General features: G+C 43.6%; 12 protein-coding genes and 1 other RNA gene. 9 read left to right on the plus strand and 4 right to left on the minus strand.

Features of this window, described 5'->3' with window-relative positions:
- Window positions 1–6 precede the first annotated feature (6 nt).
- Window positions 7–190: non-coding RNA, 6S RNA (gene ssrS, locus AOG27_RS21120), on the minus strand.
- Window positions 191–384: 194 nt separating this feature from the next.
- On the opposite strand from ssrS, the gene AOG27_RS01920 reads away from it, so the two are divergent.
- The 5 genes from AOG27_RS01920 to nagP all read left to right on the plus strand — a co-directional run bounded on the left by AOG27_RS01920 (window position 385) and on the right by nagP (window position 6,160).
- On the plus strand, window positions 385–948 hold the full coding sequence (locus tag AOG27_RS01920) for a UPF0149 family protein (protein WP_054551315.1): 564 nt from the start codon (window positions 385–387) through the stop codon (window positions 946–948).
- Window positions 949–968: 20 nt separating this feature from the next.
- Window positions 969–2,294, plus strand: a complete 1,326-nt coding sequence (gene pepP / locus AOG27_RS01925) for a Xaa-Pro aminopeptidase (protein WP_054551316.1) — start codon at window positions 969–971, stop codon at window positions 2,292–2,294.
- An 8-nt stretch (window positions 2,295–2,302) separates the two neighbouring features.
- A complete protein-coding gene (ubiH, locus tag AOG27_RS01930) occupies window positions 2,303–3,469 on the plus strand; it encodes a 2-octaprenyl-6-methoxyphenyl hydroxylase (protein WP_054551317.1) in 1,167 nt (388 codons plus the stop codon).
- Window positions 3,470–3,480: 11 nt separating this feature from the next.
- Window positions 3,481–4,647, plus strand: coding sequence for an FAD-dependent monooxygenase (locus tag AOG27_RS01935; RefSeq protein ID WP_054551318.1), 1,167 nt, complete (start codon window positions 3,481–3,483; stop codon window positions 4,645–4,647).
- Between the two features lie 208 nt (window positions 4,648–4,855).
- Window positions 4,856–6,160, plus strand: coding sequence for an N-acetylglucosamine MFS transporter NagP (gene nagP, locus AOG27_RS01940; protein WP_054551319.1), 1,305 nt, complete (start codon window positions 4,856–4,858; stop codon window positions 6,158–6,160).
- Between the two features lie 802 nt (window positions 6,161–6,962).
- Here the strand turns inward: nagP and AOG27_RS01945 are convergent.
- Both AOG27_RS01945 and AOG27_RS01950 read right to left on the minus strand, forming a co-directional pair.
- The gene (locus tag AOG27_RS01945) at window positions 6,963–9,113 is read right to left on the minus strand and encodes a TonB-dependent receptor family protein (protein WP_054551320.1); all 2,151 of its coding nucleotides are present in this window, start codon (window positions 9,111–9,113) and stop codon (window positions 6,963–6,965) included.
- A gap of 559 nt (window positions 9,114–9,672) precedes the next feature.
- Window positions 9,673–10,518: a LysR family transcriptional regulator gene (locus AOG27_RS01950; RefSeq protein ID WP_054551321.1), complete on the minus strand. Its 846-nt coding sequence runs from the start codon at window positions 10,516–10,518 to the stop codon at window positions 9,673–9,675.
- A gap of 124 nt (window positions 10,519–10,642) precedes the next feature.
- Here AOG27_RS01950 and AOG27_RS01955 point away from each other — a divergent pair, with 124 nt between their 5' ends.
- From AOG27_RS01955 to gcvP, 4 genes are all read left to right on the plus strand, one after another.
- Window positions 10,643–11,242 carry a hypothetical protein gene (locus tag AOG27_RS01955; RefSeq protein WP_054551322.1) on the plus strand — a complete coding sequence of 200 codons (600 nt, stop codon included), beginning with the start codon at window positions 10,643–10,645 and terminating at the stop codon, window positions 11,240–11,242.
- 180 nt (window positions 11,243–11,422) lie between these two features.
- Entirely contained in the window at window positions 11,423–12,505 is a 1,083-nt protein-coding gene (gene gcvT / locus AOG27_RS01960; protein WP_054551323.1) for a glycine cleavage system aminomethyltransferase GcvT, read from the plus strand.
- A 51-nt stretch (window positions 12,506–12,556) separates the two neighbouring features.
- A complete protein-coding gene (gene gcvH / locus AOG27_RS01965) occupies window positions 12,557–12,946 on the plus strand; it encodes a glycine cleavage system protein GcvH (protein ID WP_054551324.1) in 390 nt (129 codons plus the stop codon).
- 164 nt (window positions 12,947–13,110) lie between these two features.
- A complete protein-coding gene (gene gcvP, locus AOG27_RS01970; protein WP_054551325.1) occupies window positions 13,111–16,002 on the plus strand; it encodes an aminomethyl-transferring glycine dehydrogenase in 2,892 nt (963 codons plus the stop codon).
- On the opposite strand, the gene AOG27_RS21125 is transcribed toward gcvP, so the two are convergent.
- Window positions 15,970–16,359, minus strand: a 390-nt coding sequence (locus AOG27_RS21125; protein WP_161804335.1) for a pentapeptide repeat-containing protein, incomplete at its 5' end; no start/stop codon positions are given. The two genes, gcvP and AOG27_RS21125, sit on opposite strands and share 33 nt — an antisense overlap.

Consider the following 16,359-nt stretch of genomic DNA (forward strand, 5'->3'; position numbering starts at 1 on the left):
GAGTTGGTGTTCCCCAAGTATGCGGTGCCCGGTGTCAGTCCTGAAACCTTGAGGTTTCAGGGCGGGGATCTGCGGTCTACCGTAGGCTTCTCGGTACATGCCGAGCTTGCACAATAGTAAACGAACAGAAACCCTAACATAAAATTTATCGGCTCAGGGACTTAACCAAGCTCCTGCACCCTAGGGAACACCTTCAGTATATAAGACAAGTTTCAATCCTTAAACCATAGAATAAAAAAAAGCGGATCGTTCGCGTAGTTTTTCCCCACCTTTAACTGCTTATTTACTTTTCAGATTGCTTTTTGACCTCAATCATACAATTAATTGGAGTTGCGATTTATCGAGTGGTAGCATGGCGTTACTTAGCCGAACAAAGAAAAAGTTATGAGCACGTTACCTGATTACCAACAAGCCCAATTGTTATTAGAAAAGAATGAAATTTTTGTCGCACCAGCAGAAGCCCATGGTGTGATCAGCGGTTTATTAGCCTGTGGCATCAATATCGAAGCCGACGAATACTTAGGTTTATTAAGCGATGTATTTAACGATGGCTTAGCCTTCAATAAAGATTTAAAAGCATTTTTTGCTGATGTGTATTCTCAGGTTGTTGCCAGCTTTAGCGATGAAGAATTTCAATTTGACCTATTCTTACCAAGCGACGACGAAACACTGATCGATTTAGCCAATGGCTTAGTATCTTGGGTATCGGGTTTTATGCTTGGTTTTGGTTTAAAACAAAAAGATTACGGCAAGTTATCAGCTGATGTGAAAGAAGTGATCAGCGATTTTAGTGAAATTACCCGCCTAGACACCATGTTTGAAGAGACCGAAGAAGACAGCCAAGCACTGCACGAAGTGATTGAGTATGTACGTGTTTCTGCGCTGTTATGTTTTGCTGAATTAGGCAAAGAGCCAGCCGATAAAAACCCTAAGAAGACCCTTCACTAATCAAATTACAGAGGTTTAGCATGTCGTCTATTGCAATCGATAAAGCTGAATTTAAAGCCCGCCGCGAGCGCTTGCTTGCGATGATGGATAAAAATAGCGTGGCTATAATTCCTGCGGCAGGAGAAGTAACACGTAGCCGTGATACTGAATATGCATTTCGCCAAGACAGTGACTTTTTCTACCTAACTGGGTTTAACGAACCGGATGCGGTTTTAGTGCTTTGCCCGTCAAGCGATACACCAAGTACGCTGATTTGTCGTAACAAAGATAAACTAGCTGAAATTTGGCATGGCCGAAGAATTGGCTTCGAAAAAGCTAAATCTGAGTACTTATTCGACGCAACTTGCCCACTTAGTGAACTAGATGAACAATTATTAGATTTGGTGAACGGCCAGCAGATTTTATTTTATGCACAAGGCACTTACGCAAATTTCGATGCAAAGGTTTGGGATTTATTAAACACCCTTCGCGGCGCACCTAAAAAAGGCTATAAAGCCCCACATACCATTAAAGATATTCGTGGTTTAGTGCATGAAATGCGTTTGTTTAAATCTGACGCAGAATTAAACATTATGCGTACAGCGTGCGAAATTAGTGCACAAGGCCATATTCGCGCGATGCAGTTTGCCAAACCTGGCGCAACTGAATATCAATTAGAAGCAGAGCTTCACCACCATTATGCAATGAATGGTGCCCGTCATCCTGCTTATGGCACGATTGTCGGCAGTGGTGACAACGCCAACATTTTGCACTACACACAAAATGACGCTGAGCTAAAAGATGGCGATTTAGTATTAATTGATTCTGGCTGTGAACTTGAAGGTTATGCGGCAGATATCACACGAACTTTCCCAATCAATGGCAAGTTTAGCGAACCACAAGCGGCGCTTTACAACATTGTATTAGCAGCTCAAGAAGCAGCATTCAGCCAAGTAAAGCCGGGCGGTAGTTTATCGAAAGCGAATGAATTAGCCTCAACGGTATTAACGCAAGGGCTTATTGATTTAGGCATTTTAACCGGTGAGCTTGATGAGCTAATGGCAAACCAAGCGTGCAAAGCATTTTACATGCATGGCCTTGGCCATTGGTTAGGGTTAGACGTACACGATGTTGGCGAATATAAGCTTGATGAAAAAGAGCGCGTATTTGAGCCGGGCATGGTGCTCACTATCGAGCCGGGTTTATATATTAGCGAAGATGCAAAAGCACCAGAGCAATATAAAGGCATCGGTATTCGTATTGAAGATAACTTACTTGTCACTCAAGATGGCCATGAAAACCTGACCATTTCGGTTCCAAAAACCATTAGTGACATTGAAGCAGTGATGCAAGCAAGCAAAGGCTAGGAGCAAGCGTGGCAAAGCAGTTTGATGTTGTCATTATCGGCGGTGGAATGGCGGGTGCAAGTTGTGCCCTAGGTCTAAAACAGAGCAATAAGCAGTTATCAATCGCTGTAATTGAGGCAAATGAAGTAAGCGCAGACTATCACCCTAGCTTTGATGATAGAAGCATTGCGCTTGCTCAACAGTCTGTTCAGTACTTAAAATCAATCAATGCGTTTGATTGCCAAGCGCCATTTGCGGCAGCGATTAAAAAAGTCACTGTATCTGATCGTGGTCATTTTGGTAAAACGCATATTGATTGCCAAGAATACGGTCATGATGCCCTTGGTTATGTGGTCGAAGTGAACCCATTTGGGCGCAGCCTTCATCAGCAACTTAAGCGTACTGATGTTAGTTTGTTTTGCCCTGATACGGTTGCCAAGCTTGAATACCAAAGCGACTGTGCCAACATCACGCTGAGCTCGGGCGAGCAGTTAAGCGCAAAGCTTGTGGTGATTGCCGATGGCGCTCATTCGCAAAGCCGTAAACTAGCTAATATTGAGTTTAATACCCGCGCATATCAGCAAGCGGCGATTATTGCCAACATCGAAGTGGCTGGTGGTCATCATCATCATGCCTTTGAGCGCTTTACTGAGCACGGTCCAATGGCGTTGTTGCCAATGAGTAATAACCGATACTCACTGGTGTGGTGCATGGAGCCTGAGCAAATTGAGCACACTATGGCGCTTGAAGACGATGCCTTTTTAGCTGCGTTACAAAAAGCATTTGGTTACTGCGGCGGCTCATTTAGCAAAGTGGGTATGCGTGCAAGTTATCCGCTTGTGTACGGTAAAGCCGAATCACTGAGCAGCCATCGTACAGTATTAATTGGTAATGCAGGGCATGCTATTCATCCAATTGCCGGGCAGGGCTTTAATTTAGGCCTGCGTGATGTGCAATTATTGTGTGATATGGCAAATAGAAGCGATCTTGGTGATTACGCCTTTACCCGTTATTACAGCCAAACTCGCAGTAAAGATATTACTACCGTGATGACACTCACAGACAGCCTAGTGCGTTTGTTCTCAAACTCATCACGATTGCTCGCGCTTGGTCGCAGCATTGGCCTTTTCTCAATGGATTTATTCTCCTCGTTAAAAAACCCGCTGGCAAAACAGCTTATGGGTCAGGTAAAGTAAGGTAAACGGATATGAAACAAGCACAAGTTTGTATTGTCGGTGGTGGCTGTGTTGGCCTTACGCTAGCACTTGGTTTAGCAAAAGCAGATATCAGCGTTGTGGTGATTGATGCGAGTAAAAATCAAACCTTACCGGGTGATGATTATGCACTTCGCGTGAGCGCATTGAGCTTGGCTAGTCAGGGGTTATTTGAGTCATTAAATGTATGGCCAGAGATCATTAAACAGCGTGCTACACCGTATACCTCGATGGATGTACGTGATCAAGACAGCTTTGGCAAAATTCATTTTGATCATAACGATCTCGACTTACCGCAGCTCGGTCATATCGTCGAAAACGACATTATTCGATACGCTTTAATTAGCGAACTTGAAAAGCAAAGTAATGCCACTTTATTGTTCGAAACCCGCTATCAGCAAATTCATCAAACCGACTCTGATGTGTTTATTACTCTAGAAAGCGGCGAGCCTGTGATTGCTAAATTATTAGTGGCGGCAGATGGTGCTAACTCGGCTATTCGCAAGCAGTTCAACATGCCAATTACTTTTAAAGATTATGACCATCACGCCATTGTTGCCACGGTTAAAACTGCCGATGAGCATAACAACACGGCACGCCAAGTGTTTTTACCAACCGGGCCGCTGGCGTTTTTACCCTTGCCAGATAAACACACGCACTCAATTGTATGGTCAACAAGCCCAGAGCATTGCGACACACTTTTAGCACTTGATGATAGTCACTTTAATAAAGCGGTTATGGCAGCCCTCGATGGCCAATGTGGTTTATGTGAAGTTCAAAGTGAGCGCATGGCGTTTCCACTTAAGATGCGTTATGCCCAGCAGTGGGTGTCGGGCAAAGTGGTTTTAATGGGCGATGCAGCGCATACTATTCATCCATTAGCCGGTTTAGGCATGAACCTTGGCCTAAAAGACGCCGCTTATTTAATTGAGCTATTAAGTAATGAGCAAGGCGAGTTTGCAAGTGCACGCACGCTGCGTGATTATGAACGTACTCGTAAGCTTGATGCACAAAAACACATAGCTATGATGCAAGGCTTAAAAGAGCTATTTGCAGGCGCTAACCCATTGAAAAAACTTGTACGTGGTGTGGGTTTAAGCCTAGTTGATAACCTTGGCCCAATTAAACATTTGTTCGCAAAAGAAGCAATTGGTAAATAACACCTAACTAGTTGTTACTATTTAGTTTAAGCCGCAGCTAAGCAATTAGCTGCGGCTTTTTTGCACTTATATGAACGCAAAATGATAGCGCTGTCATTTTTGTTAGTGTATGATTAAATTTTTGTGATTGGTATGGAAATTAAACAGCTCTGTTGGGTTGTATACTAGTTTCCAACCAAATAAAAATAATTAAACTAAGAGAACAATTATGGAAGCAACGGTTGAGTGTGACAACAACACAAAACAAAGCATCTGGCTGCCAATGATATTGGCCGGCTCAATGTTTTTTATCTTAGGGTGTATAACGTGGCTTAATGGTGCAATTACACCATTTTTGCAGCAAATGCTTGAGCTTTCGCCGTTACAAGCTTCGTTTATCATCTCTTCTTTTTATATTGCGGTAACAGTTGCCGGTATCCCATCGGCGATGCTGATCAAGCGCGTTGGTTATAAGAATGGTATGGCGATTGGCTGTGCGATTATGGCTTTATCGGCGCTGATGTATATTCCCGCTGCGAAACTGCAAATGATCGAAATTTTCTTGTTCGCACAATTAATGATAGGTGTTGGACAAACCGTGCTACAAACCGCTGTTAACCCATACGTGGTGAAAATGGGCTCTGAGAAATCAGCCGCTGTGCGCGTGTGTATCATGGGCTTATTAAACAAATTTGCGGGTGTTATTGTGCCTGTTATTTTTGCGGCTGTAGTTGTAAGCGGTGTTGTTGATGGCGCAGGTAAATTATCGCAAGAACAAAAAGACATTATGGCAAATAGCCTTATCATGCCTTATGTGTTGATTGCTGCTTTAATCATGTTATTTGCTGCCTTTGCTAAATTTGCACCATTGCCTGACTTAGTGTTTGATGAAGACGAAACATCAAACGGCAAAGGGGAAATTAAAGAAACCCTAGCACACCCTCACTTAGTTTTAGGTGTGGTGGGTATTGCTTTATATGTTGCTGTTGAAGTTATTGCCGCAGACACCATTGGCTCGTACGCTTTACAAATTGGCGTTGCTGACTACTCAGTTATGACCTCTTACACCATGGCGTGTATGTTGATTGGTTACGCGATTGGTATTTTGACTATTCCACGCTTTATGAGCCAACAAACGGCATTATTAATGTCGGGTATTGCCGGTATTATCACCGTGTTGTTAGTGGTACTTGGTAGCAATGACTCGTTCATTATTTCAAACCTATTATTAGTGCCATTTGGTGGCCCACAATTACCAGACCCATTGTTATGCATTGCATTATTAGGCTTTGCTAATGCCATGGTTTGGCCTGCAATCTGGCCACTGGCTTTAGCTGGCTTAGGTCGCTTAACAGGCACTGCATCTGGCTTACTGATCATGGGTATTGCTGGTGGTGCACTCGGCCCATTACTAATCGGCTTAGGAAACGTGGCAGGCTTAGGCGCACAAGGCGCTTACATTGTGATGATCCCAAGTTATGTATTCATTTTATTCTACGCCTTAAAAGGCCATAAGATGAGAAGCTGGAAATAACCCAGCAAACTAAATTTTCAAGTTAGGCAAAGCCGCGGTACGCCCATCACCGCGGCTTTTTTGTGGGTAAACTAAAGCTATCAGCTTTCAGCCGTCAGCTATCAGATTGAAAACAAAGTAGCTGAAATGCTCACCTGTAGGCGTGAAACTTATTTCGCGCGATGCTTATCTAAACCACAGAAGCAAGATGTAGGTCGGGCTTTAGCCCGTCAATGTTAGCGATTATGTGTCGCCATAAATGACGACCTACAGTGCTTGATTCATTAGCTCGTAGGTTGGTTAGAGCGGAGCGAAACCCAGCGCTTGGAGCCATCAGCTTTCAGTTTGAAAAGTTAGCGAGATAGGAGTTGTAGGAGGCGTTTTAACGCCGAATTCGTAGCAGCGCGTTTACCCCGCGTAATTTACTGTTTTTTGTGGTTCAATAATTTTTTGCACAAAGAGAAAACAATGAGAAAAGAATGAGAAAGACCATAAGATTTTGTTGTTTTTCCTCTAAAGCGCAGCACCTCTTATCCTCTTTGTGATTATTATTTTAAATTATGTTTTCTCTATGTAGCGCGAAGCGCCTCGGTGTACTCTGCGGTTCAATTTTCGGCACAAAGGAAGACAAGGAGAAGTGAATGAGCAACCCAATAAAACTATTAGTTACTTTCCTCTAAAGCGCAGCGCCTCTTATCCTCTTTGTGAATATCCATTGAATTGCGTGATATAAAATCGCGACTACTAACTTGCTAACTCACACCCACAAAAAAGCCGTGGGACTTTCATCACACGGCTTTTGATATTTCGCTAAGTCGTTTTATTAGAACGAGTAGCTGTAACCTAGTTGTAGGGTACGTGGTTTACCTGGTTGAATACCGCCGTTTGCACGGTTTGCAACGTAGGTTTTGTCAAACAGGTTGTCTACTGTTAGGTATACTTTTTGTTTGTCGTCGATTAGGTATTTAGCTGCTAAATCCCATACAACGCGGCTGTCGATTGCATTGCGACCTGAGTCTGTTAAGTCTGCGTGTGCATCAGACACATAACGCATTTGCGTATCGAATACGAAGCTTGAGAACTCAGCACCCATCGAAAGCGCTAATTGGTTTTCAGGCACGTATGGCATTGCATCGCCTTTTTCTACGCTACCCCAAAGATCTGATTCAAACGCATTGTCGAACTCAGAATCAGTGTAAGTGTAAGTTAAGCGAACAGGGAATGAAGCTGCTTTAGTAGCGAATACTTTACCAGCGCTTAGCTCAAAACCAGACACAGATACTTCACCGTAGTTGTATTGGTCGCCAATATTGTCATCGCTACAACCAACAGCCGCAGTACAGTTACCGTGCATGTTTGTGTAGTCAGAGTTAAAGTAAATTACTTCACCTTGAATGCCAGCGTAATCGTAACGACCACCTAGCTCAATGTTAACACTCTCTTCTTCTTCTTGATCCGCATTACCTGGTGCCGCTGGAGCGTAACCTTTTTGAATACCAGCAAGAAGCGTTAGGTTGTCGCTTACTGTGTAAGTGGCACCTAGTGATGGTACTAAGATCTCAGTGTCGTTGCTGATATCTTTTGTTAAGCCATTTTCACGGTTTGGATCAGACTTAGCCCATTCAACACGTTTGATTGTGATGTCTTCGTAGCGAAGACCTGCACTAATGACTAATGCATCAAGTGACCACTCATCTTGAATGAATAGGGTAGTTGCTTCAGCGCTATCTAAACGGTTGCTGTTTGAACCTGGAACGCCTTTTTCTGTAAGCGTCATTGATAGGTCTTGGTTAAGCGTGTACTTGTCTTCCCATTGGAAACGATCCATTTCATCTTCGTGGTAACGTGCACCAACTGTGATGTAGTGGTTGCCCGCAGGGATATGGAATTCAGTTTGTAAGCCTTTCGCTTGGTAATCACGGTTATTCGCTTTTACGCCGATACCTTCAATACCTTCGCTCGTTGGGTTTGCTTCAAACTCGCTGTATTGCTCAAGGTAGCTGCTGCTTACTTTGCTTGCTTTATACCAGTTACGGTGGAAGTCGTTTAGGTAAGCTGTAGCAAGTAGCTCGTAACCTTTACCAAAACGATATGCATAGTTGATTTGGTATGCATTGTGTTGTGTGTTCATTTCATCGTTTTGCGATGCTGCATAACGACGGTAAGGGTTTTCTTGGTAATCAGCGTCAGTAAGACCCATGTAAGTTTCGTCAGAGCGTTCGTCTGAGTACTTTAACTTCATTTCTAGGCTGTGTGCTTCGTTATCACCAAAGTCAAAACCAAACTTTAATAAGAAATCATTCTTTTCGAAGCCAGTGTTGTCGCTACCAACTGGTAAATCTTTAAAGCCATCAGCACCGTAAGTGAATACTTCTACAAGGCCCGCAGCATTGTTTTTCTTTTTACCGAAGTAAGCATGACCTTTGTAGAAACCGTCGCTACCAAGTTCAGCATTAAGTAAACCTTTAGACCCTTCAGTTGGTAAGCTACGAGAAACTAAGTTTAAAACACCGCCTGTTGTACGTGGGCCATACTTAACAGACGCTGCACCTTTAAGTACTTCGATAGACTCCATACGACCCATAGTAGGGAAGTAGTAAGCAGAAGGCGCTGAGTAAGGTGCTGGTGCTACAAGTACACCATCTTCCATTACAGAGATTTTGTCGTTACGACCTGTACCCGTACCACGCATACCGATGTTAGGACGAAGGCCATAGCCGTCTTCTTCTTGTACATATACACCCGGTACAGCACTTAAAACACGTGAGATATCAGTATATTCAAACTTTTCTAGTTCTTGCTCATCAATAAAAGTAGCAGAGCCAGGAATATCGTTAATTGCAGATGCAGAGCCAATTACAGTGATTTGCTCGAAGTTTTTCTCTTCTTTAGTTACATCTTTTGCAAAAGCATTAGCGCTTAAAGATAAAGCGACCGCAGTCGAAAGCGTAGAAACAATAAACTTAGGTGTCATTGTGAGTCCTGTATATGTTTAGATATTTTTAACAGGCGCAATTAAAACATGTAAAAAAATGCGAATCAATCCTATTTGTAATAAAATAGGTCTGAACTGTAAGTTCATGAATTCAAGGGGTTATAAGGAATACAGTAGTATTGTATTACGATATTGGGTTTGGTTTGGTGTTAAGTAAAACTTAATGAGTGCAGCTGTCAGCTCGTAGGTTGGTTAGAGCGGAGCGAAACCCAACTTTGGAGCAATCAGCTTTCAGCCATCAGATTGAAAGTTAGCGAGTTAGAAAGAGTAAAGGGGAAAGTTTGCGAGATACGAGGAACGAGATGCGAGTTGTAGGAGGCGTTTTAACGCCGAATTCGTAGCAGCGGGTATACCCCGCGTAATTTACTGTTTTTCTCTGTGGTTCAATTTTTTTTGCACAAAGAGAAGATAATGAGCAACCCAATAAAACCACCAAAAAGGGTATTTTTCCTCTAAAGCGGAGCGCCTCTTTTCCTCTTTGTGATTATTCATCAAATTACGCGATATAAAATCGCGGCTACAATCTTACAACTCACACCTACGTCAAACGTAGGGCGATGAATTCGGCGAGTTTGTCTACGGCGGTGCCGGGGTCGTCGGTGCGTTTAATTAAGCTAATACCGATTTGACCAAGCTCGGGGAGGTCTTTGGTTTGTATTTGGTAGTTAAGCTCATTCGGTACGGTGCTTTTTGCGAGTACCGTAATGCCTAAGCCTTCTTTTAACGCCGCAGTTAGGCCAGTTAAGTCGGCATTACTGTAGGCAATGCGGTATTTAATACCCGCACTTTGTAGCGCCTCGATTGCGCGGCGGCGATAAATACATCCCTCGGGGGCGGTTACAAGCGTTACCACATCGTTCTGTGCAAGGTTTAAATCGCCTACCCATACTAGTTGGTCTTGCATAAAAATAGGGAACTTGGCTGATTCGAGCTCTTCGTTTAATGCCAATACTAAATCGAATTGATCTTGGCGCGAGACCGACAATAAATGCTTACTCAAACGAGAACGCACTTCGAGCGATACGTCAGGGTAGAGGGCCACGAAGTCACCAATGATCGACGGTAAAATACGTGCAGCAAATTCACTGGGGATCCCCAAACGCACTTTACCTGTCACGTTTTCGCTGGTGAACTGCTGTAAAATGGCATCGTTTTGTTGCAGCATTTGCTTAGCTAATGGCATGAGCAGTTCGCCATATTGATTAAGTACTTGGCGCTGGCCTTGCTTTTTAAACAGCTTATGGCCCAGCATGTCTTCAAGGCGCTTTATTTGTAAGCTCACAGCCGGTTGCGATAGCCCTAATAATTCACCCGCTTTGGCAAACCCGCCAACTTCAACAACAGTGACTAAAGTACGTAAACTATCGGTAGAAATGTTTTTCATTAAAAAATTCTATTTATAGGGCTATGTATATAAGCATTATTTATCAATTGATAAATAATTACAATTTGTTGTTGCCAGAACGGCGCAATATACTTCAAGCATTAATGATTGATAGGTGTCACATATGACTTTTACGCCAATAATGTTTGCTCGCCACAGCCAAGCTGAGACCCCAGCAGACAACGTGCTACAAGCTAATAGCGATACTGCCATTATGGATTTTAGTGGCACTGAAGCAATCCCATTTTTAACGGCTATTTTAGGTCTTGATATTAATAAGCTAACCGCCTGCGGTTTAGGCTTACGTAGTTCATTAGACGATGACCTAACAAGCAGCTACGCTTATGCCCTGTATTACTTTAACGAAACTGCATTTCGTTTTGTATTAGGTAAAGATGCCAGCGTGCAATTACAGTCGCTTATTAATGAGCAACAACTACGTTACGACATTGATTACGTAATGCGTGACGATTTAAGTGCACTAACCCTAAGTGGTGAGCAAGCGTTTGATGCCTTGGTCGACAGCTTTAAGCTAACGCCGGGACTGCGTTTATCAGACATGCGCAGCTGCTATGGTGCACAAAGCGGTGAGGTATTTATTACCGCCATAGATAACCAAGCAACACAGCAATTTCAGCTGGTGGCGCGCCAAGCAGAGCTTGATAAATGGCAAACGCACTTACAGCAGCTCGGATTTGATTTAGCCTTAGCCAACGTTGCTTAAAACATAAAATTTTTAAAACAGCTACGCACTTGGGTGTTTAGCTGTTTTTTAGTTACAAAATCGCAATTTGGGTGTGACAACTGTGCAACTAATGTATAATCGCCGCCCATGTTATTCCCCCTCATTAAATTGAGGCCACGCCCCACAACTTGTGGGTTAATTTAAAAGTGAAGGAATATTATGACTTCTAAAACAGTTTTACATGCTAAGCACCTTGAAGCTGGCGCAAAAATGGTTGATTTCCACGGCTGGGAAATGCCAATCAACTACGGCTCACAAATCGAAGAGCATAATGCGGTTCGCACAGATGCAGGTATGTTTGACGTATCTCACATGACAATTGTTGATGTTCAAGGCGAGCAAGCACAAGCGTTCTTACGTAAGCTAGTTGCAAACGACGTTGCTAAGTTAACTGTACCGGGTAAAGCACTTTACACAGGTATGCTTAACGAAGAAGGCGGCGTAATCGACGACCTAATCATCTACTTCTTCTCAGAAACGAACTACCGTTTAGTAGTTAACTCAGCAACACGTGAAAAAGATTTAGCGCATTTAGCTAAAGTTTCGGCTGATTTCGCCGTAACGGTTACTGAGCGTCCTGAGTTTGCAATGATTGCCGTTCAAGGCCCTAACGCACGTGCTAAAACAGCAACAGTACTTAACGCAGAGCAACAAGCTGCTGTTGAAGGTATGAAGCCTTTCTTTGGTGTGCAAGCAGGTGATTTATTTATTGCGACAACAGGCTATACTGGCGAAGATGGTTATGAAATCGTAGTACCTAACGATCAAGCTGCTGATTTATGGCAACAACTTCTAGACGCAGGCGTAGCGCCAGCGGGTCTAGGTGCGCGTGATACGTTACGTCTTGAAGCGGGTATGAACCTTTACGGCCTAGATATGGACGAAAGTGTTTCTCCACTTGCTGCAAACATGGCGTGGACAATCGCATGGGAGCCAGAAGATCGTAAGTTTATCGGTCGTGAAGTATTAGAGCAGCAACGCGCTGACAAGAGCACAGACAAACTAGTTGGTTTAGTGCTTGAAGAAAAAGGCGTATTGCGTAGCGGTTTAAAAGTCATCGTTGAAGGTGGTGAAGGGGTGATTACCTCTGGTACATTCTCACCAACCCTTGGTCACAGTGTTGCGCTAGCACGCGTTCCGCGTTCAACTGGCGAAACAGCCCAAGTAGAGATGCGTAAAAAACTGGTTAACGTTAAGGTTGTTAAACCTTGCTTTGTACGTAACGGCAAATCAGTTATCTAAACTATAAAAAATTTGGTGTTATCACCCAATATAAACCAAAGGAACAAAAAGATGAGCAATATCCCAAGCGAATTAAAATATGCTACTTCACACGAGTGGGTTCGCGACGAAGGTGACGGTACGTTTACTGTAGGTATCACTGAGCACGCACAAGAACTTCTTGGCGACATGGTATTCGTTGAATTACCAGAAGTTGGTGATGAAGTTGACGCGGGTGAAGACTGCGCAGTAGCTGAGTCTGTAAAAGCAGCATCAGACATCTACGCACCAATCGGCGGTGAAATCGTTGCAATCAACGAAGAGCTTGAAGATTCGCCTGAAACAGTAAATAACGACCCGTACACTGACGGTTGGTTATTCCGTATCAAAGCATCTGACACATCAGAGCTTGATAACCTGTTAGACGCTGAAGGCTACGCTAACACAATCGACGAAGACTAATTAATTAGTCACGCCGACTAAAAGCCCCTCATAAGTGGGGCTTTTATGATTTTATAGCTTACTTTTCCATACGCTGTAAGTTACTGAATCAACCTGTTTTTAAGTTATTGCCAGTTACCCATTGGCAGTAACCACTTTTTTTTGGATCATAGGAATCTGGACAAATGTCAAACGCCAAATCTCTTGAACAATTAGAGCAAAAGCAAGATTTTATTCGCCGTCACATTGGGCCAAGCCCAGCGCAAGTAAGCGACATGCTAAGCGCTCTTGGAGTATCGAGTGTTGAAGAGCTGATCGGTCAAACGGTACCTGCAAGCATTCGCTTAGAGCAAGGTTTATCAATTGGCGAAAGCCGCACTGAAGTTGAAACACTAAGCTACTTAAAATCAGTAGCAAGCAAAAATAAAGTGTTCAAATCATACATCGGTCAAGGCTACCACCCAACTCACGTACCACACGTAATTTTACGTAACGTACTTGAGAACCCAGGCTGGTACACTGCGTATACACCATACCAACCAGAGATTGCACAAGGTCGTTTAGAATCATTATTAAACTTCCAGACTATGACCCTAGACCTAACTGGTCTTGATTTAGCAAGCGCGTCATTACTTGACGAGTCAACGGCTGCTGCAGAAGCAATGGGTCTTGCAAAGCGTGTTGCTAAAGCTAAAAAAGCTAACATCTTCTTCATTGCTGATGACGTACATACACAAACTATCGACGTTGTTGCTACACGTGCAGACCAGTTTGGTTTTGAAGTGGTAGTTGGTCCTGCAAGCGAAGCGGCTAATCATGAGATTTTTGGTGCATTATTCCAATACCCATCAACAACCGGTGAAATCACTGACGTAACTGACCTAATCGCACAAGTACAAGACAAAAAAGCGATTGCCTGTGTTGCTGCAGACATCATGAGCTTATTAATGCTTAAAGCGCCAGGTAAATTAGGTGCAGACGTAGTACTTGGTTCAGCACAGCGTTTTGGTGTACCTATGGGTTACGGTGGTCCACACGCTGCATTCTTTGCAACACGCGACAAGTACAAGCGTTCACTACCAGGTCGTATTATTGGTGTTTCTAAAGACCGTTTAGGTAACGACGCACTACGTATGGCAATGCAAACTCGTGAACAACACATTCGTCGTGAAAAAGCCAACTCAAACATCTGTACAGCGCAAGTATTACTAGCGAACATGGCAGCGTTCTACGCGGTTTACCACGGTCCACAGGGCCTTAAAACTATCGCTGAGCGTATCCACCGTTTTGCAGATATCTTAGCGGCAGGTTTAAAAGCGAAAGGCGTAAACCTTAAGCACGACACTTGGTTCGATACACTGACGGTTGTTGCAGATAACAAAGACGAAATCGTTGCACGTGCAGTAGAGCACGGCGTTAACTTTGCATCTAACCGCGCAGGTGAATATTCAATTTCTGTATCAGAAACAACAACCCGTGCAGACGTAGCTGAGCTATTCGACATCATCTTAGGTGAAGATCACGGCCTAAGCGTTGATGCACTTGCAAACGAAATCGAAGTAAATGGCAGCAACTCAATTCCTGCAAGCCTAGTACGCGATGACGAAATTTTAACGCACCCTAACTTCAACTCGTACCACAGCGAGACTGAAATGTTGCGTTACATCAAGCGCCTAGAGAACAAAGACTTAGCGCTTAACCACTCTATGATCTCATTAGGTTCATGTACAATGAAACTTAATGCGACAGCTGAGATGATCCCAATCACTTGGCCTGAGTTTGCAAATTTACACCCATTCTGCCCACTTGATCAGGCAGCGGGTTACCAAATCATGATGACAGAGTTACATGATTGGTTAGTAAACATCACAGGTTACGATGCAGTTTCACTACAACCTAACTCAGGTGCACAAGGTGAATACGCAGGCTTAATCGCGATTCGTAAATACCACGAGTCACGCGGTGAAGGTCACCGTAACGTATGTTTGATCCCAAGTTCAGCGCACGGTACAAACCCAGCGTCTGCACAAATGGCAAGCATGAAAATCGTGGTTGTTGACTGTGATAAAAACGGTAACGTTGATATGGCAGACCTTAAAGCGAAAGCCGAAGAGGTATCTGAAAACCTATCTTGTATCATGATCACTTACCCATCTACACACGGTGTTTACGAAGAAACAATTCGTGAAATCTGTGACATCGTGCACCAGCACGGCGGTCAAGTGTACATGGACGGCGCAAATATGAACGCGCAAGTAGGTGTTACAAGCCCAGGTTCAATCGGTTCTGACGTATCGCACCTTAACCTACACAAAACATTCTGTATTCCACACGGTGGTGGTGGTCCAGGTGTTGGCCCTATCGGTGTTAAATCTCACCTAGCGCCATTTATGCCTAACCACAGCGTAATTAATGTTGCTGGCACAAACATCGGTAACGGTGCGGTTTCTGCTGCTCCTTACGGCTCAGCAGCTATTTTACCAATCTCGTGGGCATACATTGCTATGATGGGCTCTGAAGGCTTAAAACAAGCAACAGAAATGGCTATCGTGAACGCTAACTACTTATCTGAGAAGCTAAGCGAGCACTACCCAATTTTATACCGTGGCCGTAACAACCGCGTTGCGCACGAGTGTATTGTTGACCTACGCCCAATCAAAGAGCAAACAGGCGTAACAGAAATGGACGTAGCTAAACGTCTACAAGACTACGGCTTCCATTCACCAACTATGTCATTCCCAGTTGCTGGCACACTAATGATTGAGCCAACTGAGTCTGAGTCTAAAGTTGAGATCGACCGTTTCATCGAAGCAATGGTGTCAATCAAGTCAGAAATCGACCGTATCGCATCTGGCGAATGGTCAATTGAAAACAACCCGCTAGTGTTTGCACCGCACACACAAGCAGACGTACTAGGCAATGAGTGGGATCGTGCATACGACCGTTTCTACGCTGCATTCCCAGTACCAAGCGTAGCAAAAGACAAATTCTGGCCTACAGTAACCCGTATCGATGACGTATACGGCGACCGTAACCTAGTTTGTTCATGCCCAGCGGTTGAGACATACCGTGACTAAGGTTTGATTAAATTCAAATGCCAAAAAGCCGTTGCAGCAATGCAACGGCTTTTTTGTGTTTTGGAGAAAGTTAGCGAGGGGAAAGTTAGCGAGGGGAAAGTTAGCGAGGGGAAAGTTAGCGAGGGGAAAGTTAGCGAGGGGAAAGTTAGCAAGAGTAAAGTTAGCAAGAGTAAAGTTAGCAAGAGTAAAGTTAGCAAGAGTAAAGTTAGCAAGAGTAAAGTTAGCAAGAGTAAAGTTAGCAAGAGTAAAGTTAGCAAGAGTAAAGTTAGCAAGAGTAAAGTTAGCAAGAGTAAAGTTAGCAAGAGTAAAGTTAGCAAGAGTAAAGTTAGCAAGAGTAAAGTTAGCAAGAGTAAAGTT

It is taken from the genome of Pseudoalteromonas lipolytica (assembly GCF_001306915.1).
In the GTDB taxonomy this organism is placed as follows: Bacteria; Pseudomonadota; Gammaproteobacteria; order Enterobacterales; family Alteromonadaceae; genus Pseudoalteromonas; species Pseudoalteromonas simplex.